Annotated in this window: 20 protein-coding genes and 1 pseudogene; 10 read left to right on the top strand and 11 right to left on the bottom strand. The window is 66.1% G+C overall.

Annotated features, from left to right (window positions below; genetic code table 11):
• Positions 1-148 precede the first annotated feature (148 nt).
• Together ASC45_RS14350 and ASC45_RS14345 are read left to right on the top strand one after the other, a co-directional pair.
• The gene (locus tag ASC45_RS14350) at positions 149-6,529 is read left to right on the top strand and encodes a non-ribosomal peptide synthetase (protein WP_082454463.1); all 6,381 of its coding nucleotides are present in this window, start codon (positions 149-151) and stop codon (positions 6,527-6,529) included.
• Positions 6,530-6,542: 13 nt separating this feature from the next.
• Complete coding sequence (locus ASC45_RS14345; protein WP_055451720.1) at positions 6,543-7,421, top strand: helical backbone metal receptor; 879 nt, start codon at positions 6,543-6,545, stop codon at positions 7,419-7,421.
• Here the strand turns inward: ASC45_RS14345 and ASC45_RS14340 are convergent.
• Positions 7,375-7,854: a DUF6790 family protein gene (locus ASC45_RS14340; RefSeq protein ID WP_055451719.1), complete on the bottom strand. Its 480-nt coding sequence runs from the start codon at positions 7,852-7,854 to the stop codon at positions 7,375-7,377. The genes ASC45_RS14345 and ASC45_RS14340 overlap by 47 nt on opposite strands.
• 36 nt (positions 7,855-7,890) lie before the next feature.
• Positions 7,891-8,448 carry a carboxymuconolactone decarboxylase family protein gene (locus tag ASC45_RS14335; protein ID WP_055451718.1) on the bottom strand — a complete coding sequence of 186 codons (558 nt, stop codon included), beginning with the start codon at positions 8,446-8,448 and terminating at the stop codon, positions 7,891-7,893.
• A gap of 122 nt (positions 8,449-8,570) precedes the next feature.
• Between ASC45_RS14335 and trxC the strand changes: the two genes are divergently transcribed.
• Positions 8,571-8,987 carry a thioredoxin TrxC gene (trxC, locus tag ASC45_RS14330; protein WP_055451717.1) on the top strand — a complete coding sequence of 139 codons (417 nt, stop codon included), beginning with the start codon at positions 8,571-8,573 and terminating at the stop codon, positions 8,985-8,987.
• Positions 8,988-8,997: 10 nt separating this feature from the next.
• Here trxC and ASC45_RS14325 read toward each other — a convergent pair whose 3' ends face one another.
• Complete coding sequence (locus ASC45_RS14325) at positions 8,998-9,624, bottom strand: PhaM family polyhydroxyalkanoate granule multifunctional regulatory protein (RefSeq protein WP_055451716.1); 627 nt, start codon at positions 9,622-9,624, stop codon at positions 8,998-9,000.
• A gap of 191 nt (positions 9,625-9,815) precedes the next feature.
• Between ASC45_RS14325 and ASC45_RS14320 the strand changes: the two genes are divergently transcribed.
• Both ASC45_RS14320 and ASC45_RS14315 read left to right on the top strand, forming a co-directional pair.
• Positions 9,816-11,048, top strand: coding sequence for a DUF3108 domain-containing protein (locus ASC45_RS14320; protein ID WP_055451715.1), 1,233 nt, complete (start codon positions 9,816-9,818; stop codon positions 11,046-11,048).
• Positions 11,049-11,206: 158 nt separating this feature from the next.
• On the top strand, positions 11,207-11,488 hold the full coding sequence (locus ASC45_RS14315; RefSeq protein ID WP_055451714.1) for a BTH_I0359 family protein: 282 nt from the start codon (positions 11,207-11,209) through the stop codon (positions 11,486-11,488).
• Positions 11,489-11,509: 21 nt separating this feature from the next.
• On the opposite strand, the gene ASC45_RS14310 is transcribed toward ASC45_RS14315, so the two are convergent.
• The gene (locus ASC45_RS14310) at positions 11,510-12,799 is read right to left on the bottom strand and encodes an MFS transporter (protein WP_055451713.1); all 1,290 of its coding nucleotides are present in this window, start codon (positions 12,797-12,799) and stop codon (positions 11,510-11,512) included.
• 175 nt (positions 12,800-12,974) lie between these two features.
• Between ASC45_RS14310 and ASC45_RS14305 the strand changes: the two genes are divergently transcribed.
• Positions 12,975-13,328, top strand: coding sequence for an ArsR/SmtB family transcription factor (locus tag ASC45_RS14305; protein WP_055451712.1), 354 nt, complete (start codon positions 12,975-12,977; stop codon positions 13,326-13,328).
• Positions 13,329-13,398: 70 nt separating this feature from the next.
• Here ASC45_RS14305 and ASC45_RS14300 read toward each other — a convergent pair whose 3' ends face one another.
• On the bottom strand, positions 13,399-13,968 hold the full coding sequence (locus tag ASC45_RS14300; protein ID WP_055451711.1) for an SRPBCC family protein: 570 nt from the start codon (positions 13,966-13,968) through the stop codon (positions 13,399-13,401).
• Between the two features lie 235 nt (positions 13,969-14,203).
• Between ASC45_RS14300 and ASC45_RS14295 the strand changes: the two genes are divergently transcribed.
• Positions 14,204-15,214: a D-2-hydroxyacid dehydrogenase family protein gene (locus ASC45_RS14295; RefSeq protein WP_055451710.1), complete on the top strand. Its 1,011-nt coding sequence runs from the start codon at positions 14,204-14,206 to the stop codon at positions 15,212-15,214.
• Between the two features lie 15 nt (positions 15,215-15,229).
• Here ASC45_RS14295 and mnmE read toward each other — a convergent pair whose 3' ends face one another.
• The 5 genes and pseudogenes from mnmE to rpmH all read right to left on the bottom strand — a co-directional run bounded on the left by mnmE (position 15,230) and on the right by rpmH (position 19,487).
• Entirely contained in the window at positions 15,230-16,648 is a 1,419-nt protein-coding gene (gene mnmE, locus ASC45_RS14290) for a tRNA uridine-5-carboxymethylaminomethyl(34) synthesis GTPase MnmE (protein ID WP_055451709.1), read from the bottom strand.
• A 31-nt stretch (positions 16,649-16,679) separates the two neighbouring features.
• Positions 16,680-18,371 carry a membrane protein insertase YidC gene (gene yidC, locus ASC45_RS14285; protein WP_055451708.1) on the bottom strand — a complete coding sequence of 564 codons (1,692 nt, stop codon included), beginning with the start codon at positions 18,369-18,371 and terminating at the stop codon, positions 16,680-16,682.
• A 248-nt stretch (positions 18,372-18,619) separates the two neighbouring features.
• Positions 18,620-18,826: pseudogene (gene yidD, locus ASC45_RS16095) on the bottom strand (membrane protein insertion efficiency factor YidD); the annotation flags it as partial.
• Positions 18,823-19,242, bottom strand: a complete 420-nt coding sequence (locus ASC45_RS14280) for a ribonuclease P protein component (RefSeq protein WP_055451707.1) — start codon at positions 19,240-19,242, stop codon at positions 18,823-18,825. The pseudogene yidD and the gene ASC45_RS14280, both read right to left, overlap by 4 nt.
• A gap of 110 nt (positions 19,243-19,352) precedes the next feature.
• On the bottom strand, positions 19,353-19,487 hold the full coding sequence (gene rpmH / locus ASC45_RS14275; RefSeq protein WP_055451706.1) for a 50S ribosomal protein L34: 135 nt from the start codon (positions 19,485-19,487) through the stop codon (positions 19,353-19,355).
• 452 nt (positions 19,488-19,939) lie between these two features.
• Here rpmH and dnaA point away from each other — a divergent pair, with 452 nt between their 5' ends.
• The 3 genes from dnaA to gyrB all read left to right on the top strand — a co-directional run bounded on the left by dnaA (position 19,940) and on the right by gyrB (position 25,363).
• Positions 19,940-21,388: a chromosomal replication initiator protein DnaA gene (gene dnaA, locus ASC45_RS14270; RefSeq protein WP_055451705.1), complete on the top strand. Its 1,449-nt coding sequence runs from the start codon at positions 19,940-19,942 to the stop codon at positions 21,386-21,388.
• Between the two features lie 264 nt (positions 21,389-21,652).
• Entirely contained in the window at positions 21,653-22,783 is a 1,131-nt protein-coding gene (gene dnaN / locus ASC45_RS14265) for a DNA polymerase III subunit beta (RefSeq protein ID WP_055451704.1), read from the top strand.
• Between the two features lie 96 nt (positions 22,784-22,879).
• The gene (gene gyrB / locus ASC45_RS14260) at positions 22,880-25,363 is read left to right on the top strand and encodes a DNA topoisomerase (ATP-hydrolyzing) subunit B (protein WP_055451703.1); all 2,484 of its coding nucleotides are present in this window, start codon (positions 22,880-22,882) and stop codon (positions 25,361-25,363) included.
• Positions 25,364-25,566: 203 nt separating this feature from the next.
• Here the strand turns inward: gyrB and ASC45_RS14255 are convergent.
• Positions 25,567-25,833, bottom strand: a 267-nt coding sequence (locus tag ASC45_RS14255; protein ID WP_174514729.1) for a transposase, incomplete at its 5' end; no start/stop codon positions are given.

Genomic DNA, 25,833 nt, shown 5'->3' with positions numbered 1-25,833 from the left:
CGTCCCGCAAATCGGCGCCCACCCCGCAATAGTGGAATAGTTCACGAATCGAAGGACTGTTAGGGTTGCCTTGCCCGGAACCATCCACAGCGTTCACACGCCCCAGTCAGAATAGAGGGCCTGACGCCTTCTGCAGCGAGCTTTTTTGATGTCGGCCTGCCTGTACAGCCCTCACGCCCACCCCACGGAGCCAGCACCCGCCGCGGCCCCGTGCGCGCTGAGCCTGACGCAGCAGGCCATCCTGTTGCGTCAGGAACTGCTCGGAAGCGCCATCTACACCATCGGTCTCACCGTCCAGATCGAAGGCGACATCGACCCCGCCCTGCTCGAACGCGCCACCCAGGACGTCATCGCCGCCGAGCCCATGCTGCGCGCGCGCATCGAACAATCGCCAGAAGGTCCCCGCTGGCACTATGCGCCCACGCTGTCCTGGCGCTTGCCTGTGATCGACTGTGCCGCTCAGACCGAGACTTCCGAGCAGGCGACCGAGTGCGCCGAGCGCGCCATCGCCGCCGTCAAGGATCGGGGCATAGACCCGATGGGCGACACCCTCTGGCATTTCGTCCTCTATCGCCTCGCCCCGGCGCGCTGGGCCTGGCTGCTGAGTTTCAACCATCTGCTGGTCGACGGCTGGGGGGTACTGCTGGTGGGCGAGGCCATCCGCCAGCGCTACGACGATCTGGCGCAAGGCGCAGCGCCTGCGCTCGCACCCGGCGCCGATTATGCGCGCTTCGTCTCCCGCGAGCAGGCCTATCTGAAGTCCGAACGCCACGCCCGCGACCGCGCCTTCTGGGGCGAGCGCCTCGCCCACAGTGCGGCCACGGGCCATGCTTCCGCACCCGTCCCGCAGGTACTCGCCGCCCCCGCCCTGATGCGCTGGAACCCCGATCCCGGCGCCTGGCAGCGTTATGTCGAACGCGCTGCCGCCGAGGGGCTGTCTGCCGCGCAGGCCGTGCTGTTCATGCTGGGCACCTATATCGCCCTCATCACCGGGCAAGACCGCGTGCGCCTGGGCATGCCGCTGCACAACCGCAAGGACGCCATCGACAAGCGTACCCTGGGCGTGTTCGCCAACACCCTGCCCGTGGAGCTCGACAGCGCGCCGCTGACGTCCCTGCACCAGGGCATGCGAGCGCTGGCCGAAGACACCCGGCAAGTCCTGCGGCACCAGCAATACCCGCTCGACGACGCCATCGCCCGGCTGCCGCCGCGGCAGGGCGTTCCCGGCATGCATTTCGACCTCATGGTGTCGGTCGAGGACTTCGGCAAACACGCCACGCTCGGCGCCGCCCGGCTCAGCTTCGCGCCGTTCAGTGGCCACCCCGGCTTCGCGCCCATCGCCGCCTATGTGCGCCATTACGCCGACGCGCCGATCGCGCCCATTGACTTCGTCATCGACCCGCGCGCCCCGGCGGCGTTGCGGCACACCCGCTTTCTGCGCGAGCGCCTCGACCACCTGCTACAGCAGCTGGCCGGGGATGCGCAGGGCACTTTCGCCAACCTCGACCTGCTCTCCCCCGCCGAGCTTGCCGCGCTCAACGCGCTGCAGCCCGCGCCGCAGCCGCGCCCCAATCCCCAATGCCTGCACGCCCTCGTAGCCGAGCAGGCGCGCCGCACCGCGCAGGCCTGCGCGGTGCGCTTCGGCGCATCCGAACTGAGCTATGAGGCGCTGGAGCGGGCAGCCAACCGTTTGGCCCACGCCCTGCGCGCGCAGGGCGTGGGGCGCGACGTCTGCGTGCCTGTTCTGATGGAGCGTCGTCCGCAGCTCGTCGTCGCGCTGCTGGCCGTGCTCAAGGCGGGCGGCACCTATGTGCCACTTGACGCCGAATTACCCGCTGAGCGCGTGCGTGCCATCGTGTGGCAGACCGGCGCGCGGGTGCTACTGGCCGCGCAGGCCCAGCACGCGGCGTTACGCGAAGCGCTGGCTGACGCCGACCTGCAAATCTTCGATGCCGACCTTGCCTCGGGCGGCCCCGCCGCGCCGCCCGAGGTGGTGAACACACCCGACGACCTTGCGGTGGTCATCTTCACCTCCGGCTCCACCGGCCAGCCCAAGGGCGTGATGCTCAGCCACCGCGCGCTGTGCAACCACAAGCTGTGGAACGCCCGCGCGGTGGACTTCGGCCCGCACGACCGGCTGCTGCAAAAATCGTCGCTGAGTTTCGACGCCTCGGTTTCCGAGTTTTTCGTGCCCCTGATTTGCGGCGCTGCGGTGCACCTGGCCCCGCCCGGCCTGCAGTGCGATCTGCACGCCCTGCTGCAATACGTCATCGACGAGGGCATAACCCATCTGACCCTGGCGCCGTCCACCGCCCGCGCTCTGGCCGACGACCCGCTGCTGCCCCGTTGCACCAGCCTGCGCTACCTCCAGTTCGGCGGCGAACCGCTCGACGCCGCACTCGCTGCGCACTTCCAGGCGCTGCTGCCGCAGACGCGTCTCCTCAATTTCTACGGCCCGAGCGAAACCACCGAAGACAGCGCGCTGTATGTCATCGAAGGCCCCATCACCCAGAGCGGCGGCTCGTTGCCGGTGGGCCGCCCGATCGACAACACCCGCATCCATGTGCTCGATGCGCGGCTGCGCCCGCTGCCCTTCGACGTCGTCGGCGAGGTCTGCATCGCCGGTCTGGGCGTGGCGCGCGGTTACCTCGGTCAGCCCGAGCTGACAGCGGCGCGCTTCATCCCCGATCCCTTACATACCGGCTCGCGGATGTTCCGCAGCGGCGATCTGGGCTATTGGTCGCAAGACGGTCAACTGCACATCCTCGGTCGCAGCGACGACCAGATCAAGCTGCGCGGCTTTCGCATCGAGCTCGGCGACATCGAAGCCGCGCTGCTGCGCCATCCCGCAGTCGCCCAGGCCGCCGTCACCGTCTGGACGGCCGCATCGGGCGAGCCCAGCTTGGCCGCGTATCTCGTCTTGCGTGAGGAACACGACGGTACGGTGCTGGCCTCGGTGCGCCAGGCACTGAAGGACAGCCTGCCGCACTACATGGTTCCCGCCGCCTGGCAAATCCTGCCCCGCCTGCCGCTGACGGCCAGCGGCAAGCTCGACAAGCGCCAACTGCCCGTGCCCCAAGTTCTCGCGCAGGCCGCCGCCACGGTCGAGTCCACCCCGCCGCGCACCCCCACCGAGCACACCCTCTGGGCCATCTGGAGCGAAGTGCTGCACACCACCGATTTCGGCATCGGCGACCACTTCTTCGACCTCGGCGGCCATTCGCTCACCCTCACCCAGGTCCGCTCGCGCATCCAGGCGCGCTTCGACCTCGAGCTGCCGCTGGCCGCGCTGTTCACCCACCTCACCCTCGAATCGCTGGCGCGCCATATCGACGAGCGGCTGCACGAGGCGCGGCAGCAGGCCTCCATTCCCATGGCCGACCGCAGCGGCGACCTGCCCGCCTCGCTGTCGCAACGCCGCATGTGGGTCATCCAGCATTTCCATCCCGAGACCCTGGCCTACAACGTCACCGCGCCGCTGCGCCTGCGCGGGCCGCTCGATCTGCCGACGTTCGAGCGCGCGCTGGCCAAGCTCGTGGCGCGGCACGAAGGCCTGCGCACCCAGTTCGCCCTGCGCGGCCAGGAGCCGGTGCAGGTCATCCTGCCGTCCGTGGCTCCCGGGCTCGACATCCTCGACTTCCGCCACCTCCCGGCCGATGCGCGCTTGGCCGCGGCCCGGCAGGCCGCCACCGCCTTCCTCGCCCGCCCGTTCGACCTGGCCCGCGCGCCGCTGCACCGAGTCTGCCTGATGCGCCTGAGCGAAGACGACCATGTGCTGTTCTGGGTGCTGCACCACACCATCGCCGACAACTGGTCGCTGGCCATCCTCGGGCGCGAGGCCATGCAGATCTACGCCGGTCTGCTTCAGGGCAAGACCGATGCCGCCCACATGGGCCTGCCTCCGCTGCCCCTGCAATACGCCGACTACGCCGCCTGGCAGCGCAGCGCCGCTGTGGCCGCCGCGCGCGAGGCGCAACTCGACTACTGGATGCAGCGCCTGCAAGGCCTGGCCGACCTGCCGCTGCCGACCGACTTCCCCCGCCCATCGCAGCCCAGCTTCCAGGGCCGCAGCGTTCATGCGCCGCTCAGCGAGCCGCTGCGACTAGCCCTGCGTGGCTACTGCGCGGCGCATGGCGTAACCCCCTTCATGCTGCTGCTGGCCAGCTTCGACGTGCTGCTGGCGCGCATCACCCGCAGCAGCGACATCGCCGTGGGCACCCCCATCGCCAACCGGCATCACGCCGCCACCGAGCAGCTCGTGGGCACCCTGGTCAACACCCTGGTGCTGCGCAACAGGGTCGATCTCGACCAGTCGTTTCACGACTTGGTCCAGCAGGTGCGCGATACGGCGCTGCAGGCCTACGCCCACCAGGACGCCCCCTTCGACGAACTGGTCGAGCGCATGGATGCGCTGCGCGCCGATCATCCCCAGGGGCTGGTGCGGGTGCTGTTCAACGTGCTCAACGCCCCTCTGGGCCAGGCCGTCGCCGTGCCCTTCACCTACGAGCCCTTCGACTTCGACCGCGTGGCCGCGCAGTTCGACCTGTCGCTGCATATCGACACCGAATTCAGCCACCGCATCCAGCTCGAATACGCCACCGACCTGTTCAGCACCGACTCCGCGCAGCGCCTGCTCGACGGCTATGTGCAGCTCACCGAACAGCTTCTGTCCCAGCCGCAGGCGCCGCTTGGCGCTCACCCGCTGATCACCGCGCCGCAACGCGCCCTGCTCGACTCGTGGAACGCCACCCAGGCACCGCCCCCGCCCGCGCGCAACCTGCCCGACTATCTGCGGCTCGATGCCCCCGAACGGCACGATCGCCTTGCCGTGACCGACGCCAGCGGCCGCAGCCTGCGCTACCCCGAACTGCACGCCCGCGCGCTGCAGATCGCCGGGCTGTTGCAGCATGCGGGCGTCGGCCGGGGCGACCGCGTCGGGCTTTGCCTGCACCGTCACGCCGACATGCTCGCCGCCCTGCTGGCCGTGCTGCATACCGGCGCCGCCTACGTGCCGCTCGACCCCGGCTTTCCACCTGCGCGCCTGCACCACATGGCCACCGACGCCGAGCTGCGCTGCATCCTCACCGAGACCGACCTGCTGCCACTCTTGGCCGCCACCGGCGTGCCGCAAATCGCCCTCGACGCCGCGGCCGACGCTCCCGCCTTCGCGACCGACCCCGCCCACGCGCCCCGGCCCGAAGACCCCGCCTACATCCTCTACACCTCCGGCTCCACCGGACGGCCCAAGGGCGTGGTCGTTCCGCACCGCGCCGTGATCAACTTTCTGCACAGCATGGCCGGCGAACCCGGCCTGAAGGCTGACGACGCGCTGCTGGCCGTCACCACCCTGTCGTTCGACATCGCCGTGCTCGAACTGCTGTTGCCGCTGGCCGCAGGCGCGCGCGTGGTGCTCGCCGATCACGCCCAGTCGCGCGTCCCCTACGCCCTGCGCGACCTGCTGCGAGGCAGCGGCGCCAGCGTGATGCAGGCCACGCCCTCGACCTGGCGCATGCTGCTCGACACCGGCTGGCGCGGCGGCCCCGGTCTGCGCGCCTTCATCGGCGGCGAGGCCCTGCCCGCCGACCTCGCCCCCCGCCTGCTGGCCGCCTGCGCCGAAGTCTGGAATCTGTACGGACCCACCGAAACCACCGTCTGGTCCACCTGCTGGCGGGTGCAGCCGCAGCAGCCCATCGTCATCGGACGGCCGATAGCCAACACCCAGGTCTGGGTGCTCGATCCCCGGGGCCAGCTCTGCCCCATCGGCGTGCCCGGCGAAATCCACATCGGCGGCGCCGGGGTGGCGCTGGGCTATTTCCAGCGCCCCGAACTGACCGCCGAGCGCTTCATCCCCGACCCGTTCAGCGTCGACGCACAGGCCCGGCTCTACACGACCGGCGACCTCGGCCGCTGGCGGCACGACGGCCAGCTCGAATACCTCGGTAGGCTGGATCATCAGATCAAGATTCGCGGCTACCGCGTCGAACTCGGCGAGATCGAAGCCGCGCTGCGCGAGCAGACCGGCGTTGCCGACTGCGTGCTCACCACCCATGCCCCCACGCCGGACGATGTTCGCCTGGTGGCCTACATCGTGCCCGCGCCCGGTGTCGCCGCAGCGTCTGCCGCAGACCTGCGCCGTTCCCTGCGTGCGCGCCTGCCCGACTACATGGTGCCGCAGCACATCGTGCCGTTGCCCGCGCTGCCGCTGCTGCCCAACGGCAAGCTCGACCGCACCGCGCTGCCCGCCCCGCAGCCCGACGCCCCCGACCGCATGGCCGACACTCGCGCCGCAGAGCAACCAGCCACACCACAAGAGCGCCTGATCGCCGCCATCTGGCGTGAGTTGCTCGGTGTCGATCAGGTTCTGCGCACCGACAACTTCTTCGACCTCGGCGGCCATTCCCTGCTGGCCATGCGCGCGGTCCTCGCCATCGAACAACAGCTGGGCTGGCGCCTCGCGCCACGCCGTCTCATCTTCGAGAATCTCGGGCAGATAGCCCGCTCGGCCCCCAGCCGGATCGACGCCGCCTGAAGCCGCTCTCCTCATGCCCCTGCACGATGCCATCGGCCAGCCCGTCGTCGCGGCGGGCCCGCAGGCGCGCATCGCCAGCCTGGTGCCCAGCCTGACGGAAACCCTGTTCGCGCTCGGGCTGCAGGCGCAGATCGTCGCCCGCACCGGGTTCTGCATCCATCCCCGCGACCAGGTCGGCGCCGTGCCCAAGGTCGGCGGCACCAAGGATGTCCACCTCGATGCGCTGCGCTCGCTGCGCCCCAGCCATGTGCTGGTCAACGTGGACGAAAACACCCGTGACACCGTGGAGGCGCTACGCCGCTTCGTGCCGCAGGTCATCGTCACCCATCCGCAGACGCCGGAGGACAACCTCGCCTTGTTCGACCTGCTCGGCGCGGCGTTCGCGGGCGTACCCGGTGTGCCCGAGCGTGCCGCGGCGCTGCGCAAGGCGATGCGATTGGCGCTCGACAGCCTGCCGCCCACCCCGCCGCCACACCATGCGCTCTATCTGATCTGGCGCCAGCCGTGGATGACCGTCGCCCGCGACACCTACATCAGCCGCAGTCTCGCAGCCGTCGGCCTGCACACCCTGCCCGACGTGCGCGGCGGCGACGGGCTGCACCAGCCGGGTTCCACCCGCTATCCGGCCTTCGACTGGTCTGCCGACTGGCTGACCCAGGTGGACACGGTGCTGCTGTCGAGCGAGCCCTATCGCTTCGGCCCAAGGCATGCCGACGAAGTGCGCGAGCTGCTCGCACGCCGCGGCCTGCATCCGGCCGTGCACTGCATCCCCGGAGAATGGGCCAGCTGGTACGGCGTGCGCACCATAGACGGCCTGCGCCAGCTCGCCGCGTTTTCGTCGAGGCTCACAGCCGCGAACGCGCAAACACGCTACGGTGCCGCTGCGCCCTGAACTGCCAGGCCAGCAGCGCGAAGCCCACCAGGGGCAGCAGCAGATCGGCGGGGCCGAACAGGGCTGACGGCGCCGCCGCCTGGCCCAGCAACGCGCCGACGATCCACACCGACGGCCCGATCAAGGCCGCCAGCCTCGCGCCCAGATCGCCCCAGGCCGCGGCCACGCCGACCGCGGCCATGCCGAGCGCCGCCAGCCCGAGCTGAAACCGCGCCGGGTCGGGCGCTGCGCCCGGCAGCAGATGCTGCGCTCCCAGCACCAGAAAACCCACGCCAACCGCACACAGCAAAAACCACCGCAACAGCACCTGCGCCACGCGCAGATCGTGCGCCGCGCGCGAGCTGGTGAGCAGGGTCAGGCCCGCCAGCACCAAGCCCAGAACGATCAGACTGAGGGTGCGGTAATGCAGTGCAAGCAGCCAGAAATGCGTCATGTCGTCTCCTCGGCGTGGGTTGCCTGCGATCTGGGGTCAATGCGCGGGCTCCGACCCAGACCGGTCTTCAATGCCCACGTCGAGCGCCACCAGAAACCGCGACACCATGTTGTACGTCGCCACCACGCCCACCAGTTCCACCACCTGCTGCGCCGGCAGCAGGGCGCGGATGGCGGCGAAATGCGCCTCGCTGACCCGCACGCGCCGCGTCATGTCATAGGTCAGCGCCATCACCGCCCGCTCTCGGGTGGAGAACGCCAGCCGATTTTCCACCGCGGCGGGAATGTCGTGCAACAGGGCGAGCTGCTCGGCCGCTCCGCCCGCGGCCAGAAACAGCGGCGCGTGATGCATGAATTCATAGTCGGCACCGTTGAGTCGCGCCACCACGCAGATCGCCAGCTCGCGCAGATCGGCGTCGAGTTCGAGCTCGCCGCGCACCGCGCCCAGCAGGTCGTTCCAGCCTCGCGCGAAGGCGGGGCTGTGCAGCAGCATGCGATCGAGATTGAGCAGCTCGCCACCGCGCCGCTGGCGTATGGCCGCCACCAGGTCCTCGGGCTCGGTGTGATGTTGGGGCAGATACGCGATTCTCGGCATGATGGGCGGGATGAGGGTCGGATCGATGACCGCAATGTACGCCGGATAGGCCAGCCCTTGAAAACCATCGCGCCGTGCCGCATGTTCTTGTCTTCCGCGTTCCTGCTCTCCAATAGCCCGCCATGCTCGTCGTCTGCCCCCATTGCGCCACGCTCAACCGCGTCCCCGAAGACCGCCTGGGCGACTCGCCCGTCTGCGGTCAATGCGGCAAGGATCTCCTCCCGGCCGCGCCCATCACCCTCACCGACGCCAGTTTCGATCGCTTCATCGCCAAGAGCGAACTGCCCGTTCTGGTGGACTTCTGGGCCGAGTGGTGCGGGCCCTGCAAGATGATGGCGCCGCAATTCGCGCAGGCCGCGACGCTGCTCAAGGGCCGCGCGGTGCTGGCCAAGGTCGACACCGACGCCAATCCGCAGGTCTCGGTGCGCAACCGCATTCGCAGCATCCCCACCCTCGCGCTGTACCGCGGCGGGCAGGAGGTGAAACGCCAGTCCGGCGTCATGCCCGCGCAGGAACTGGTGCGCTGGGTCGGCATGTAAGCGACGCGGGTCAGCGCGCGGCCTTGCCGCGCTTGGCCGCTGGCTTGGCTCCGGTGCCCGTCTTGCGCGCTCCGGTGGCGGCGCGGGGCTTGGTCGCGGCCTTCTTCGCTGCTTTGTTCGCCGTCTTCTTGGCAGCAGGCGGGCGCGCTGCAGGCATCTTGACGGGTGCGGCGGTTGTCGTGCTCTGAGGGTGCATCGGCCCACCCTCCTGCAGCGCCTGATTCGCCAGTTCGGTGAACTGCTGCGTCATGGTGTTCCACCACTGCATCGGATCGAACAGGGGCGCGGCAGGCTCGGCCTGTGCCTGTTGCGGCTCTGGGGCCTCGCGCTCGGCGGGCGATGGCTCGGCCACCATGCCCTTGGCGAAAGCCTGCATGTCCACATTCATGGTCTTGAGCGCCTGCACCGTCATGCGCTGCACCTCCAGCGCCTGAATCATGTTCTGCGTCATGCGAGTGTGGGTTTCGAGCCAGCCCAGCACGGCCTTGAGATCGGTGATTCTCTGCTCCAGCTCCTCCACGTCCAGCGTCGGCGCCACCCAGTTGGCAAACTGCGACGGCATGCCCGCGCCCCTGAGCAAGGTCTGGAAAAACTCCAGGCCCGGCATGAAATCCTTGAACTCCGGTATCTGCGCCATGACTCGTTCCTCGTGGGTCTTGCCTGGGAGTCAATGTCACTCCCTGGCCGCAGCATACGCGCGGCCGACTACCGCGAAAACCCGCACCGTCCATGATGAACGGCAGACGCCCGGCAGAATGAGAGGCATGTTCGCACGCACTGCCCCGCTCGTTTGCCCACGCGGCCCCGCGCGTCCGAAAGGTTGCCGCCATGCCACCTGAGGGCCGCGGGCGTCGGCTGCGGACCTGGTGGGCAATGGCCTTGCTCGGCCTGGGCGTGCTGCTGCTGCATCTGCTCGCACTGCATTGGCTGGGCGACGCCTTTGCGCCCTGGGCCAGCGGTCGCCTTCCCGAGCCGATCTACACCCAGTTGCTCAAGCCCGTGCCACCCGTCGTCCACCCGCCTCGACCCACGGCACCGCCCCGACACGCCGCCGCGCCCAAGCCACGGCAGCCGTCCAGGCATCGCCCGGTCTCCCCGGCGCCCGCGCCGAGTCCCGAAACACCACCGCCGCCCAGCCCGCACCGAACCCTGGTGGCAGACACTGATCCGGCCGCTGCCGCGTCCTCACCTGCGCCGCAGACCAGCGCGCCACAGCCGCCAATATCCGCGCCCAGCCCGAAGGTCGCCTCCAGTCTGGGCGGGGAGGCCGCGCCCGGAGCCATCAGTCAACCCGGTGCGGCTCCGGCCGGCAAGGCTGAGAACAGCTCGGCGAGGCAGAGCGCGCCCGCGTCGTCGGCTTCGGCGCCCGTGAGCGATGCGGCACCGGCCTCAGCGCGCGCCTGGCCGCCGTCCACCCGACTGAGCTACACCATCACCGGCTACTGGCGAGGCCAACTGCACGGCAGCGGTGCCCTGGTGTGGACCGTCGACGGCGATCATTACGAAGCCACCCTCGAAGGTCAGGCGCTGATCGGCTTTGCCTACCGCAGCGTCGGCCGCATCGACGGCAACTGGCTCGCGCCCACGCGCTATACCGAGCGCATCTTCACCCGCGAAAAATCGGTGCGCTTCGACCGCAGCGACGGCACCCTGCACTTCAGCGCCAGCCCCCAGGTTCTGCCGCTGCAACCCCATGTGCAGGACAGCGCCAGCCTGTTTCTGCAACTCGCCAACCGCCTCACCCGCGATCCTGAGGCCTTCCAGCCCGGCGCCCAGCTCACCTTCGCCGTGGCCCGGCCCAGCGGCATGGCCGACTGGACCTTCACCGTCGCCGGCATGACCACCGTGTCCACCCCGGAAGGGCCGCTGTCCTGCTGGCATATCGTGCGTCACGCCGAAGACGCCAACCAGCTCGGCGCCCAGATCTGGCTGTCGCCGCAGTTGCAGAACCTCCCGGTGCAGATCCGACTGCAGCACTCCGCCGACAGCTACCTGCTCTTCACCCTCGATCACGCCGAGCAGCAGGCCCTGCCTCAAGCCCCTACCTCCGCCGCGCCATGAGAAAACGGCGCACCCCGAGGGGTCAACCCCGGCCCATCCCGTGCCGTTATGCAGACATGGGAAGGCCGATCTGGAGTGCAGACACAGCCCCGGAAGACCACAGGCTTGAATTTTGCTTGGAGCAACCCTATCTCCCCACCATCCAGCGGAGGAACACCATGCAAACCATGATCTATGACTCAGACGCCTTCTGTGTCCTGCAGCTCGATTGGTCGGGCGCACAGGCTTCACAGGATGGTGCCGAAGCCGATCTGTCGCGCGGAGGTTACGAAATCGTCGACAAATTCGCCCGCAAGGAAATTTTTCTGGGCGGTCGCGCGGCCGAGGGCTTTCGCCACAGCGTGCAGCAACTCATCGCCCAGGAGCCCAGCAGCGAGGAGATCGACGATTTTCTCGACCGCTATTCGGCGCTATCACGTCAATCGCTGCAGGCCCACTGAGCGCACGCAGGTCGGCCCCGCTCAACTCGTTGCGAGGGGCCGTGCGTGCGTCTCGCGCGCCAGCAGCACGCACAGCACCGACACCGCAATCCAGGCCAGCAACACCCCGTTGGCCGCCTGAAACGCCACACCGTCGTACAAGCGCACCCCACCCGACTGCTGGCCTTTCCAGAACAGATCGAGCACCCAGCCCAGCAAGGGCAGTTGCACCAGCGCGCCCACCATCACCCCAGTGTTGTGCACGCCCGAGGCCGTGCCAGCGAGCCGCTGAGGCACCGACTCCTTGGCCCAGGCGAACCCCACCACCATGCCGCCCGAGCCTACCGAGCTGAGCAGCAGCCCGAGCAGCATCAAAACCCAGGGCGCCTGGGGCCAGAACACCAGCAGCGAAAAGCCCGTCAGCATCATCACCCCGCCGAGCAGATAGGGCGCCTTGCGACGGCGCCAGCGATCCGAAATCCGCCCCCACAAGACGCCGCCGACGGAAAACGCCACCAGCATGGCCGCCACCACCCACGAAGCCTGTCCCGCGGGCAGTGATCGCTGCTGCGTCAGGAACGGCATGCCCCAGAGCGTGGTGAAAGTCAGAAACGCGCCGCACACCCCACCCGGCGCCATGAACAGCAGGACGGTATTGCGATAGCGCCAGACTTCCCCCAGGCCGCGCCCGACCTCGGCCAGCGTGGGCACCCTGCGCGCGGGCAGGTAACCGTCGAAACCCAGGTCCTCGGGCCGATTGCGGATGCGCAGCAGCGCCAGCAACGACAAGCCCAGACACAGCACCCCGACCGCGCCGAGCACCCATCGCCAGCCGAAGCTGTGCGACAACATCAGCAAGGGCGCCTGCGCCAGCACCGCGCCGAGCGTGCCCAGGGCCAGCGACAGGCCCGACATGGTGCCGAACACCCTGGGCGCGAACCAGGCCGCCGATAGTTCGAGCAAAGACACCCAGGCCACTCCATGCCCCAGGCCGATCAGGGCGCGCGCCACCGCCGCCGATTCGAAGCTGCCCGCCAGCGCGAACAACAACGCCCCGATGCCGGTGATGGCCTGTCCGACCACGATGAGGATCTTGGGGCCGAAGCGATCATTGGCGATCCCGGTCGGGATCTGCGAGGCGGCGTAAAAATAAAAATAGAACGAAGCCAGATTGCCCAGTTGCGCGGCATTGAGATGAAAATCGCGCATCAGATCGACATTGAGCACGCCCGGCGTGACCCGCAGAAAGAACCCCACCATATAGGCCGCCGCGCCTATGCCCCAGAACAGCAGGGCAAGACGAACGGGGGGATGACGCAGAACGTGGGTCATGGGCAGTGGACTAGGCCGGGAAAAGTCTGGCAGCTTACCCAAACTGGCGTCGGGCCGTGTTCCGTAGGCTCGGGCGGTCCGACGGGCGGGCCCGATTCGGTTCGCGCCCGGTCGATGACTCTTTTTATTGTGTTGAATCAAAACCTTGGGAATTGATATTCATAAACTCCAAATCATGAATATCGCCCCTCAGTCCACCTCCACCAACGCGCCTCATCTCATCCTGCCCACGCCGCAGAACCGGCTGGCGCGGCTGGAGAGCATGGCCGGTGGAGATGTGGTGCGCATCCTGAAGGCGCTGGCGCACCGCGAGCGCTTGGCCATTCTGTGCCTGCTGCTCGATGGCGAGCGCTGTGTGCGCGAGTTGGAACACGAAGTCGGCATGCGCCAGGCCGCGCTGTCACAGCAACTGGCCAAACTGCGCGCCGAAAACATCGTCGAAGCCACCCGACGCGGGCGCTTCGTGCACTATCACATCAAGAGCCAGCAAGTGCTCAACGTGGTGCGCGCGCTCTGCCCTGCCGAATAAGGCCGGTCCAAAGCCCGACCGTGGCGCCTGCCTAACGGCGGCCCAACGCCCACCTTGCCCTGCGGCATGCTCACCATGTGCCGTGCAGGCCCCAGTACACGATGAAGACCAGCACCAGGGTGGACACGGCCCAGGCCCAGGGCGGCATCATGCCCCAGAGGCGATCGAGCACGCCGGCCCCGTCATCCACCGGAAGCTGCCCGCGCATGACCTGATCGAAGCGCGAAAAGAACGTCTCCGCCAGACTCTGCGCCGTGCTGTCGACCGTGCCCTTGCCCAATTGCCCGATGGCGCCGCCCACTTCGGCGGTAGCCTGGTAATTCATCTGCGTGCCGCCGTCGGCCGTAGGCTGCAGGGCCACCAGGGCGCGCCCAAGGCCGAAACCAGCGCTTCCCGCGTTGCCCTCGAAGCGCAAGACATAGCTGTGCGGCGGGTTGGGATCTTCCAGGGTGAGCGTGCTGCTGAACCGGGTCTTGAATCCACCCACGGCCAGCACCTGCACGACCTCGAAGTGGCCAGACCCGGTATCCGTGATCGATTCGCAGCCTGGGATGCAGGCCTTGAGCACTTCCGGATTGTTGAGCGCCTCCCAGGTTTTCTGCGGACTCGTCGGCAACAACCACTTCCCCTTGACATCCATTGCGGTCTCCATGTCGTCTGACCGTTGCCGCATCGATTTCAAACTGCGCGGCAGACAGGCATATATCAAGGGCTACTTATATTCTGTGGGCGGTGGCAGATGCAAGCTGCAACGCAGCAAAATCGGGTAACTCCTAATCGGGGCATTACGGATCGTCACGGTCCGGCGACTTTCTGCAGCGCACGAGTGAGGGTCTACACTGGCCGACTCTGCTGTTTTCCCCGGACCGACCGCCATGCAGATCACCGTGCTCGACGACTATCAAGATGCTGTGCGCAAACTCGACTGCGCGCAGCATCTCGATGGCCACGATCTCAAGATTTTCAACAACACCGTCAAGGGCGTGGGGCAGCTCAGCGTGCGTCTGCGCGACACGCAGGCGCTGGTGCTGATCCGCGAGCGCACGACCATCAGCCGGGCGCTTCTGGAGAAATGTCCCAAGTTGCAGCTCATCGTTCAGACGGGGCGGATCGGCCCGCATGTGGACGTGCAGGCCTGCACCGAGTTGGGCATTGCGGTTGCGGACGGGCAGACCGATCCGGGCGTCACCGCCGAGCTGACCTGGGCGCTGGTGCTGGCCGCCATGCGTCGGCTGCCGCAATACGTCGCCAGCCTCAAGCACGGCGCATGGCAGCAGGCGGGGCTGAAATCGCAGTCGATGCCACCGAACTTCGGTCTGGGCCAAAGGCTGGCGGGCAAGACGCTGGGCATCTGGGGCTATGGCCGCATCGGCCAGCGCGTGGCCCGGTACGGTCAGGCCTTCGACATGCAGGTGCAGGTCTGGGGCAGCGAGGCCTCGCGCGCGCTCGCGGTCACGCATGGCTTCAAGGCCGTGGGCTCAAGAGAAGAGCTGTTCGCCAGCAGCGATGTGCTCAGCCTGCATCTGCGCCTGAGCGACGCCACGCGCCATCTCGTCACCCTGGCCGACCTTTCGCTAATGCAGCCCACGGCGCTGCTGGTGAACACCGCCCGGCCCGAGCTCACCGCGCCCGACGCCCTGGTGGCCGCGCTCAACCGCGGGCGGCCTGGGCTGGCCGCCGTGGACGTGTTCGAGGCCGAGCCGATTCTGCAAGGCCATCCGCTGCTGCGGCTCGAAAACGCCATCTGCACGCCTCACATCGGCTTCGTCGAACAGGCACACTACGAACAGATGTTCGCGCAGGCGTTTCGTATCATCCAGCAGTTCGCCGCTGGCGACATGAGCGCCCTGCTCAATGCCGATGGGTTGAATCCTCGGCGGGGCTGATCCTGCGGCGCGGCGCTACTTGCCGATACAGAAACTGGAGAAGATCGCGCCGAGCAGATCGTCCGGGGTGTATTGCCCGGTGATGGCCATCAGCGCCTGATGCGCCAGTCTCAGCTCCTCGGCCAGAAGGTCGAGCGGCGCCTGCGCGTCGAGCTCGATCAGGCGCAGGGCGGCGTCGAGGTGCTGCCGCGTCTGCGCCAGGGCCTGCACATGCCGCTGGCGCGCGATGAACACGCCTTCACTGCCCTGCTGCGCCCCGGCCAGGGCAAGCAGTTGGTAGCGCAAGGTCTGCAGGCCCTCGCCGCTGGCGGCCGAGATCCAGACTGATTCGCCCGCCTCCATCCCCCAATCCGACCAGACTTGCGGGAGTTGCAAGGTCAACGTTGCGACATCGACACGGTCGCGCTTGTTGAACACATGCAGCAGCGGCACGCCCTGGGGCAGCCCGCGGGCAATGTCGGCCTCGGCCTGGGCATAACCCGTCGCATGCAAGCGGGTGAGATCGTGCAGGAACAGCACCACATCGGCGTCGGCAATGGCGTGCCAGCTGCGCTCCACGCCGATGCGCTCCACCACGTCGGCGCTGTCGCGCAGCCCGGCGGTATCGACGATATGCAGCGGCACGCCCTCGATCTGGATGGTCTGGCTGACCTTGTCGCGCGTGGTGCCGGCAATGGGCGTGACGATGGCCAGCTCGGCGCCCGCCAGGGCGTTGAGCAAAGAGCTCTTGCCCACGTTCGGCTGTCCGGCCAGAACGACGCGCAGCCCCTCGCGCAACAGCGCGCCTTGCCGCGTCCTGACCTGTACCTGCTGCAGTGTCTGCTGCAGAGCCTGCAAGCGCTGCTGCGCCTGCGCCTGACGCAGAAAATCGATCTCCTCCTCGGGGAAATCGAGCGTGGCTTCGACCAGCAGTCTGAGTTCGACCAGCTCGGCGGCCAGCTCGCCCACAGCGCGCGACAGCTCGCCAGCCAGCGCGCGCGTGGCGCTGCGGGCAGCCGCTTCGGTGCTGGCATCGATCAGATCGGCCACGCTTTCGGCCTGCGCCAGATCGAGCTTGCCATTGAGAAACGCGCGCCGGGTGAACTCGCCGGGTTCGGCCAGCCGCAGGCGCAAGGGCGCCCCAAGTTCGAGCAGCCGGGCAAGCAGCAGTTGCAGCACCACCGGCCCGCCGTGGATCTGCAACTCCAGCACGTCCTCGCCGGTGTAGGAGTGCGGCGCAGGGAAGTACAGCGCCAGCCCCTGATCGATCACCTCGCACCGAGCGTCCCTGAACGGCAGATAGGTCGCATGACGCGCGACGAGCTCCCGTCCGGTGATGGCGCGGGCCACGTCAGCCAGCGACTTGCCCGAGGCCCGCACGATGCCCACGGCACCGCGCCCGGGCGCGGTGGCCACCGCCACGATCGGATCGCCGTCACGCGCCAGCAGATTCATGGCCCAGCGCCAGCGCGTCTCCCGCCGAGCCTTATTTGGCCGCGGTGTCGGTCAGCACGCCCACACCCATCTTCTTGTTGATGAACCACTGCTGCGCGATCGAGGTGGTGTTGTTGGTCAGCCAGTACAGCACCAGACCGGCCGGGAAGAAGAAGAACATGATGGAAAACGCCGCGGGCATGATCCACATCAGCCGCGCCTGCATCGGATCGGGCGGCGTCGGGTTGAGCTTGACCTGCAGGAAGGAGGTGGCGGTCATGATGGCCGGCAGGATGTAGTACGGGTCCTTGGCCGAGAGGTCGTGAATCCAGAGAATCCACGGTGCGCCGCGCAGTTCCACGCTGGAAAGCAGCACCCAGTACAGCGCGATGAACACCGGGATCTGGATCACGATGGGCAGGCAGCCGCCCAGCGGGTTGATTTTCTCCTTGCGGTACAGCTCGACCATGGCCTGGTTCATCTTGGCCTGATCGCCCTTGTACTGCTCGCGCAGCGCGTTGATGCGCGGGCCGACCGCCTTCATGCGGGCCATCGACTTGTAGCTGGCCGCCGTCAGCGGGAAGAACGCCAGCTTGATCAGCAGCGTCAGCACGATGATGGACCAGCCCCAGTTCTGCACCACCTTGTGGATCATTTCCAGCAGCCAGAAAATGGGCTTGGCCAGGATGGTGACCCAACCGTAGTCCTTCACCAGTTCCAGGCCGGGGGCGAGCGCGCCCAGGGTGCTCTCCAGCTCGGGGCCGACGAATAGCTTGGCGTCGGTGTTGATGCTCTTGCCCGGCGCGATCTGCGCAAGTGGCTGAATCACGCCCACGGCGTAGAGGTTTTCGCCGAGTTTGCGGGTGTAGAGGTCGCGCGGCCCCTCGTAGGGCTGCGGCACCCAGGCCGAGACGAAGTAATGCTGAATCATGGCCACCCAACCGCTGTCGACCTTTTTCGGCGTCTCGTTGGCTTTCAGATCCTTGAACTCGAACTTCTGGAACTTGTTGGCGTTGTCGTAGTACGCCGGGCCGGTATAGGTGTGATAGAAGTGCGATTCGTCGCCCGGCGGGGTATTGCCGTCACGCACGATCTGCATATACATCTGCGGGCTCACCGGCTGGGTGCCGGTGTTGGTGATGGTGTTCTGCACATTCACCACATAGCTGTCGCGGGTGAAGGTGTAGGTACGTTCGAGCTTGATGCCGCCCAGATCGGGCGAGACCAGCTTGACCTGCAGGGTCTTGGCATCGCCCATGTCGCGCGGGCCGGGCAGCACCGTCATCTCGGTTTCATGGTTGGGAAAGTCGCCGCCGATCAGGCCCGATTGCGCCATGTATTTGTTGTTCGCCGTGTCGTCGAACAGCACCACGTTCTTGCCCGGCTCGGTGCGGCTCTCGTACTTGAGCAGCTTGGCGTATACCAGATTGCCACCTCGCGAGGAGATCTTCACTTCCATCAAGTCGGTATGGACGGTAACGATCTGCGCAGCGCGTGCCGATGAAGCCGCCGCGGTGGGCGCGGCCAGAGGCGCACCCGAGGCCGTGCTCGTGGCGTTCGGCAGAGTGGCCGCACTGGGCGCAGCCTGCGGCACGGCGCTGGTCGGCGCGCTCGCCACGTGCGCGGGATGGGCCGGCGGCGTGCCGAACAAATCGGTCTCACCGTTGTAGCGCAACCATGCGTTGTACAGAAAAATCATCGACATGGTGAATACCACCCAGAGAACCGAACGGCGGAGATCCATACGCAAATCCTGTTGAAGTGATGCAGAAGGGCCCGAAGACCTCAGAGCTTGGAAGAGAGGAGTGGAGACGGGGGTTTTGGCGCCCTCGCGCCAGGGCCGGACGCTGCGGGCGAAACCGATTCTTCCGACGTCGACGCGCTATTGTGCATGGCGGGCGGTGACGCATCCCGCGTCGCGTCGCCAGCCTCTTGTTGCGCCTGGGCATCGGCTTCGTCGCGATGACGCCAGGGCGCCCAGGTAAAAACCTCGGGCACCGGCTCATGCCCGCCTAGACACCAGGGCTGACAACGCAGAATTCTCGCGGCTCCAAGATAGGTTCCCGCCGCCGCACCGTGTCGTTCCAGCGCTTCGATGGTGTACTGCGAACAAGTCGGGTAGAAACGGCACTGCCCGCCCACCCAGGGGCTGAGCAGCAGACGGTACAAGCGCACCAGCCCGATCAGAATGTGTTTCATGCGGAACCCCGCTCAGCCAGGATCACCGTGCGTTCGATCCAGGCCTTGAGCAAAGCGTTCACCGCCTGCTGCACATAAGCCAGCAAGGCCGGCGAGCGCGCACTGCGGAAATCCGTCGGCAGCTTGCGCGTCAAACGCAGCATCAGCACCGGCGCCTGCATTTGGGCGAACTCGGGCAGATGCAGCTCGCGCAACGCCTGGCGCATCACCCGCTTGATGAGGTTGCGGCGCACGGCAGCCTTGCAGAATTTTTTGGGGATGACCAGTCCGAGCCAGCAACACCTGGGGGCCGCGTCCCCCTGCAGCCACTCGGCAGGCGCCGCGCGGTAGTGCAGGCGGAACTCGGCCTGCTGAAAGTATCGCGCAGCAAAAAGCGCGGCAAACGCGTCGGGTTGCCGCAGCATTTCAATATTCATGGCACTCGGAAGTGCGGTGGAAGGATCGAGTGTCGCGTCCTCGGCGTGCGCGACACCGTCGGACTGCAAGCGAGACCCGCAGACCGCTCAAACCCAATGGCCTGACGACCTCAGACCGCCAGACGCTTGCGACCCTTGGCGCGGCGGGCATTGATCACCGCGCGGCCACCCTTGGTCTTCATGCGCACCAAAAAGCCATGGGTGCGCTGACGGCGGGTCTTCGAAGGTTGATACGTACGTTTCATGAAACTCACCTTGATGGAAAAACGGCCAACATCACAGCCGTCCGGTTTGAAGCACCGACTTGATTGATCGCGCCGGGCGGCGCGCAAATCCTGGCCGATCGAAGGCCTAGATTCTTCAAAAAAAGCCCTCTATTGGAATCGGCTTCACTCCGCTTGTCAATCAAGACCCTCTTTTTCCATGCCCATTTGCCCCATCCGAAGCCGTACAGGCCTTGCACCATAAGCACCCCTCGCAACCTCCCTCGCGAACCCGATTCACAGCAAAAAAAGCGCCCCCGGTCTGTGGATAACTTGTGCAGCGGAGTTAAACTTACAGGCTTTCGCTTGGCGTTCGCAGCCGATTTTTTCACCCTCGCCAAGCCCCCTGATACAGTCGTTGAGCAACCCCGTTTCCCGACTGGCGCCGCCAAAGACGAAGGGCCTGGGGAACCGATTCCAACCTCGTTTTCTGCATGACTCACGAACAATCCTGGCAGCAGTGCTGCGCCCAGCTCGCTACGGTCATTCCCGATCAACAGTTCGCAGCCTGGATCAAGCCACTGTCGGCTCCAAGTTGGAGCGAAGACGGCAGCACCGCCGTGCTCAACGTGCCCAACCGCTTCAAGCTCGACTGGCTGCGCTCGCAATACGGTGCCCGCATCACCGAATCGCTCAGTGCCGTCGTGGGTCGCCCGGTGCAGGTCGATTTCATGGTGCAGAAGACGCCCGCCCGCCCGGCCCAGCATCACAGCGGGACTCATGGGCTGCGGCCGCCTGTCGGCACCCCATCATCTCAGCCCAACACCGAGGCATCTGCCCCGGAACCGGACGATGCGCCTGGAGCTCAGCCTGCTGGCGGCAATGGCCTGTCCCGGGATACCGTCGAAGCCGACGCGCTGGAGCGCTCACGCCTGAACCCGATGCTCAGCTTCGAGACGCTGGTCACCGGCAAGGCCAACCAGCTCGCCCGCGCCGCGGCGATCCAGGTCGCGGAAAACCCCGGTCGTTCCTACAACCCGCTGTTCATCTACGGCGGCGTCGGCCTGGGCAAGACCCACCTGATGCATGCCGTCGGCAACGCGCTGCTGGCGCAACAGCCCGGCGCGCGCATCCGTTACCTGCAGGCCGAGCAGTTCGTCAGCGAAGTGGTACGCGCCTATCAGCGCAAGGCCTTCGAGGAATTCAAGCGCTACTACCACTCGCTCGATCTGCTGTTGATCGACGATGTGCAGTTCTTCGCCGGCAAGGACAAGACCCAGGAAGAGTTTTTCTACGCCTTCGAGGCGCTCATCACCAAGCGCTCGCAGATCATCCTCACCAGCGACACCTACCCCAAGGAGCTTCGGGAGATGGATCAGCGCCTGGTCTCCCGCTTCGATTCCGGCCTGACGGTGGCCATCGAGCCGCCTGAGCTGGAGATGCGCGTGGCCATTCTGCTGCGCAAGGCCGATGCTGAGCTGACCACCCTGCCTGAGGAAGTCGCGTTTTTTGTCGCCAAGAACGTGCGCTCCAATGTGCGCGAGCTCGAAGGCGCGCTGCGCAAGATCCTGGCCTATGCGCGCTTCAGCGGGCAGGACGTGTCGATCAGCCTGGCGAAAGAGGCGCTCAAAGACCTTCTTTCGCTACAGAACCGGCAGGTATCTGTGGAAAACATCCAGAAAACAGTCGCCGATTTCTACAAGATCAAGGTGGCCGACATGTATTCCAAAAAACGTCCTGCCAGCATCGCGCGTCCTCGCCAGATCGCCATGTACCTCGCCAAGGAACTGACGCATAAAAGCCTGCCGGAGATCGGCGAGTTGTTCGGTGGGCGCGACCACACCACGGTGCTGCATGCCGTGCGCAAGATCGGCCAGGAACGTACCAAGCTGCAGGAACTCAACCAGCAGCTCCACGTGCTGGAACAGACGCTCAAGGCCTGAGAGGTTGCGAGCAAATCCGGCGCGAACGCAGCATCAACCCGTAGAAGAAGAACAAGTCGTTGTGTAGGGTGTGAAGAATTTCTGGATAAATCGGCAAGTCGTGCGGCTCGAGGCAAGTTGTTCCAAACCGTCCTTTGTCTCCCGGCTGTTTGTCCACAGCCCCTTGCAACGATGCAAGCCGCATGAACACTGCACTTTTTGTCTTATCCACAAGCTGGGCCGCCCCTTACTATCAGTCCTATTCTGAATAAAGGAAAAGAAAGAATGAACAGATTGACGTCTTCTCGCGATGAACTGCTCAAACTGCTCGGCCAGGGAGCGGGCATCGTCGAACGCCGCCAAACCCTGCCCATCCTGGCCAATGTGCTGATCCAGCACAACGCTCAAGGCACCCAGTTCATCACCAGCGATATGGAAGTGCAGATCCGCCTCCAGGCCGGTGAGACGGTGCAGACGAGCGCGGAAGACGCAGCGATCACGGTCAACATGCGCAAGCTGCTCGACATCCTGCGCGCGGCCAGCCCCGGAACGGTCACGCTGGAATGGAGCGAGGGCAAGATGACGGTACGCGCCGGAAAGAGCCGCTTCAGTCTCCAGACCTTGCCCGCAGAAGACTTTCCTCTGGTGCGCGCCGCGGCCGACTTCACCGACCCTGCCGCTCATGGCCCTACTCTGCGGCTGCCGCAAAAGCTGCTCAAGCGCCTGCTCGGCCTTACCCACTTCGCCATGGCGCAGCACGACATTCGCTACTACCTCAACGGCATGCTGTGGGTCGCCGAGGGGCAGCAGATGCATCTGGTGGCCACCGATGGCCATCGCATGACCCTGGCCACCGCGCCGCTGGAACAAGCGGTTGCGCGCCGCGAAATCATCCTGCCGCGCAAGACCGTGCTCGAACTCTCGCGTTTGTTGAGCGACGACGACGAGGCCATGATCGACATCGCGCTGGCCAGCAACCAGGCCCGCCTTACCATGGACGGGCTGGAATTCACCAGCAAGCTCATCGAAGGCAAGTTTCCCGACTACCAGCGCGTCGTGCCTAAAGGCCACCGCAATATGCTGCAGGTCGAGCGCAGCACCCTGCAGGCGGCGCTGCAGCGCGTGGCCATTCTGACCAACGACAAGTTCAAGGGCGTGCGCGTCAACCTCGAACCCGGCCTGCTGCGGCTGACCTCGATCAACGCCGAGCAGGAGGAGGCCCAGGAAGAGATCGATGTCGATTACGGTGGTGATGCCATCGAGATCGGCTTCAACATCGCGTATCTCATCGATGCTCTGGCCAATATGACCTCGGATCAGGTGCGGCTCGAACTGCTCGACGGCAACAGCAGCGCCCTGTTCACCATGCCCGACGAACCCCATTTCAAGTATGTGGTCATGCCCATGCGGATCTGACCCGGCGCTCGCCCCGGCTCCGGCCCTGCCTCACCCGGCCTCACCGCATCGATTTTTTCCATGGATGGCCATGGCATCCGTTTTTGAAAGTGTCTGATGAACGAACCGAAGAACGACAGCTACAGCGAAAATTCCATTCAAATCCTGGAGGGACTCGAAGCGGTGCGCAAACGTCCCGGCATGTACATCGGCGACACTTCCGACGGCACCGGTCTGCACCACCTGGTATTCGAAGTCGTCGACAACTCCATCGACGAAGCCCTAGCCGGATTCTGTGACGACATCGTCGTCACCATCCACTCCGACAACTCCATCAGCGTGTCCGACAACGGGCGGGGCATTCCCACCGGTGTCAAGATGGACGACAAGCACGAGCCCAAGCGCAGCGCGGCCGAAATCGCCCTCACCGAGCTGCACGCCGGGGGCAAGTTCAACCAGAACAGCTACAAGGTCTCCGGCGGTCTGCACGGCGTGGGCGTGAGCTGCGTCAACGCCCTGTCGCAATGGCTGCGACTGACCGTGCGGCGCGATGGTGATGTGCACACCCTCGAATTCGCCCGAGGCGCGCTGCAGAACCGGCAGATTCAGATGATCGATGGCGTGGAAGTCTCCGCCGCACCCGTCACCGGCAAGACCGACAAGCGCGGCACCGAAGTGCACTTCCTGCCCGATGCGGAGATTTTCACCACCGTCGACTTCCATTACGAAGTGCTGGCCAAGCGCCTGCGCGAGCTGTCCTTCCTCAACCACGGCGTCAAGATCCGTCTGGTCGACGAGCGCCAGGGCAAAGAAGAGAACTTCGCCTTCTCCGGCGGGGTGAAGGGCTTTGTCGAATACATCAATCGCGGCAAGAGTGTGCTGCACCCGAACATCTTTTACGCCCAGGCGGAAAAGGCTTCCGAGGTGGGCACCACCATCAGCGTGGAAGTCGCCATGCAGTGGAACGATGGCTATGCCGAAACCGTGCAGTGCTTCACCAACAACATTCCGCAACGCGACGGCGGCACCCACCTCACCGGCCTGCGCGCGGCGATGACCCGGGTCATCAACAAATACATCGACGACAACGAACTGGCCAAGAAAGCCAAGGTCGAGATCAGCGGCGACGATATGCGCGAAGGCCTCACCTGCGTGCTCTCGGTGAAGGTGCCCGACCCCAAGTTCAGCAGCCAGACCAAAGACAAGCTGGTGTCGAGCGAAGTGCGCGGGCCGGTCGAAGACCTCGTGGCCAAGGCGCTGTCCGACTACCTGCTCGAAACGCCCAATGACGCCAAGATCATCTGCGGCAAGATCATCGACGCCGCCCGTGCCCGCGAAGCCGCGCGCAAGGCGCGTGAAATGACCCGCCGCAAGGGCGTGATGGACGGCCTGGGCCTGCCCGGCAAACTGGCCGACTGCCAGGAAAAAGACCCCGCCCTGTGCGAGCTCTACCTGGTGGAGGGCGACTCCGCCGGCGGCTCGGCCAAACAGGGCCGCGACCGCAAGTTCCAGGCCATCCTGCCGCTGCGCGGCAAGATCCTCAACGTCGAAAAAGCGCGCTTCGAAAAGCTGCTCACCAGCAACGAAATCCTCACCCTCATCACCGCGATGGGCACCAGCATCGGCAAGGACGATTTCAACATCGACAAGCTGCGCTACCACCGCATCATCATCATGACCGATGCCGACGTCGACGGCGCGCACATCCGCACCCTGCTGCTCACCTTCTTCTTCCGCCAGATGCCCGAGATCGTCGAACGCGGGCACATCTACATCGCCCAGCCGCCGCTCTACAAAGTCAAGCACGGCAAGGACGAGCAGTACCTCAAAGACGGCGCCGAACTCGACGCCTACCTGCTGCGCGTGGCGCTCAAAGACGCCGCCATCCACCGCCCCGACACCCCCTCGCCGCTGGCGGGCGAAACCCTCGAACAACTCGCCCGCCAGCACGTTCTGGCCGAGGCCGTGATCGCCCGTCTGGGCGTGTTCATGGACGAGCAGGCGCTGCGCGCCATCGTCGATGGCGTGGTCATCGACCTCGACCATGCGCCCCAAGGCAGCGCCGACGCGCTCGCCGCCTATCTGGCGCAGCACACCGACCACGGCGAAGCGCCGCAGGTGCTGGCCGAGGTCGATCCGCGCACCGAAAAGCCCTATCTGCGCATCGTGCGCCGACACCACGGCAACCTCAAATCCACAGTGCTGCACGCCGACTTCGTCCACGGCGCCGACTACGCCGTGCTGGCGCAGGCCGCACAGACCTTCCACGGCCTCATCGCTGCAGGCTCCACCGTGCGCCGCGGCAACGGCGACAACGCCAAGGAAGCCGCGGTGGCCAGCTTCCGCGAAGCCATGGACTGGCTCATCCGCCAGGCCGAAAACACCGTCGGCCGCCAGCGCTACAAAGGCCTGGGCGAAATGAACCCCGAGCAACTTTGGGAAACCACCATGGACCCCGCCGTGCGCCGCCTGCTGCGCGTGCAGATCGACGACGCCATCGAAGCCGACCGCGTGTTCACCATGCTCATGGGCGACGAAGTCGAACCCCGCCGCGACTTCATCGAAACCAACGCCCTGCGGGCAGCGAATCTGGATGTGTAGGTTTGTAGGTTTTCATCTAACTTGCCAAAATTCTCACACTTGCCAAAAAATCCCCAGCCTGGAGGTTGGGGATTTTTTGTTTTAGATCAATGGGATAGCCAAGTATCTGGATAGCAGATCGCAACGAGTCGTTGCGTCCGATGGGGTCGCGTCCCGCGACGTGGTGTAGGTCCACAGCCCGGATAGGCTGAGCTACACGGTACTCAGCGTGCCACAGCGGACAGCCGAGCCGGGGCAGTATCGCAGAGCGACTGGAGGCCTTCAAGCTGCATGTATCGACGGTTCAGCGACCCCTCGTCGTTCTGCTCCAGCATCATGGCACCGACCAGGCGGGTGATGGCCCCATCGTTGGGGAAGATGCCCACGACGTGGGTGCGGCGCTTGATGTCGGCGTTCAGGCGCTCGAGCGGGTTGGTCGAGTCGGTCTGCGGCCAGTGCGCCTTCGGGAAGGTCATGAAGGCCAGCACGTC

This window comes from Thiomonas bhubaneswarensis (assembly GCF_001418255.1).
In the GTDB taxonomy this organism is placed as follows: domain Bacteria; phylum Pseudomonadota; class Gammaproteobacteria; order Burkholderiales; family Burkholderiaceae_C; genus Thiomonas; species Thiomonas bhubaneswarensis.
This window is presented reverse-complemented; position numbering and strand designations above follow the sequence as displayed.

Excerpts from the sequence above, each read along its gene's own strand:
- ASC45_RS14295 (WP_055451710.1), top strand. The coding sequence starts at position 14,204 with ATGCAGATCACCGTGCTCGACGACTATCAAGATGCTGTGCGCAAACTC.
- mnmE (WP_055451709.1), bottom strand. The coding sequence starts at position 16,648 with ATGAATCTGCTGGCGCGTGACGGCGATCCGATCGTGGCGGTGGCCACC.
- yidC (WP_055451708.1), bottom strand. The coding sequence starts at position 18,371 with ATGGATCTCCGCCGTTCGGTTCTCTGGGTGGTATTCACCATGTCGATG.
- ASC45_RS14300 (WP_055451711.1), bottom strand. The coding sequence starts at position 13,968 with ATGGATGTCAAGGGGAAGTGGTTGTTGCCGACGAGTCCGCAGAAAACC.
- trxC (WP_055451717.1), top strand. The coding sequence starts at position 8,571 with ATGCTCGTCGTCTGCCCCCATTGCGCCACGCTCAACCGCGTCCCCGAA.
- ASC45_RS14335 (WP_055451718.1), bottom strand. The coding sequence starts at position 8,448 with ATGCCGAGAATCGCGTATCTGCCCCAACATCACACCGAGCCCGAGGAC.
- dnaN (WP_055451704.1), top strand. The coding sequence starts at position 21,653 with ATGAACAGATTGACGTCTTCTCGCGATGAACTGCTCAAACTGCTCGGC.
- dnaA (WP_055451705.1), top strand. The coding sequence starts at position 19,940 with ATGACTCACGAACAATCCTGGCAGCAGTGCTGCGCCCAGCTCGCTACG.
- ASC45_RS14350 (WP_082454463.1), top strand. The coding sequence starts at position 149 with ATGTCGGCCTGCCTGTACAGCCCTCACGCCCACCCCACGGAGCCAGCA.
- ASC45_RS14280 (WP_055451707.1), bottom strand. The coding sequence starts at position 19,242 with ATGAATATTGAAATGCTGCGGCAACCCGACGCGTTTGCCGCGCTTTTT.
- gyrB (WP_055451703.1), top strand. The coding sequence starts at position 22,880 with ATGAACGAACCGAAGAACGACAGCTACAGCGAAAATTCCATTCAAATC.
- ASC45_RS14345 (WP_055451720.1), top strand. The coding sequence starts at position 6,543 with ATGCCCCTGCACGATGCCATCGGCCAGCCCGTCGTCGCGGCGGGCCCG.
- ASC45_RS14320 (WP_055451715.1), top strand. The coding sequence starts at position 9,816 with ATGCCACCTGAGGGCCGCGGGCGTCGGCTGCGGACCTGGTGGGCAATG.
- rpmH (WP_055451706.1), bottom strand. The coding sequence starts at position 19,487 with ATGAAACGTACGTATCAACCTTCGAAGACCCGCCGTCAGCGCACCCAT.
- ASC45_RS14315 (WP_055451714.1), top strand. The coding sequence starts at position 11,207 with ATGCAAACCATGATCTATGACTCAGACGCCTTCTGTGTCCTGCAGCTC.
- ASC45_RS14305 (WP_055451712.1), top strand. The coding sequence starts at position 12,975 with ATGAATATCGCCCCTCAGTCCACCTCCACCAACGCGCCTCATCTCATC.
- ASC45_RS14325 (WP_055451716.1), bottom strand. The coding sequence starts at position 9,624 with ATGGCGCAGATACCGGAGTTCAAGGATTTCATGCCGGGCCTGGAGTTT.
- ASC45_RS14310 (WP_055451713.1), bottom strand. The coding sequence starts at position 12,799 with ATGACCCACGTTCTGCGTCATCCCCCCGTTCGTCTTGCCCTGCTGTTC.
- ASC45_RS14340 (WP_055451719.1), bottom strand. The coding sequence starts at position 7,854 with ATGACGCATTTCTGGCTGCTTGCACTGCATTACCGCACCCTCAGTCTG.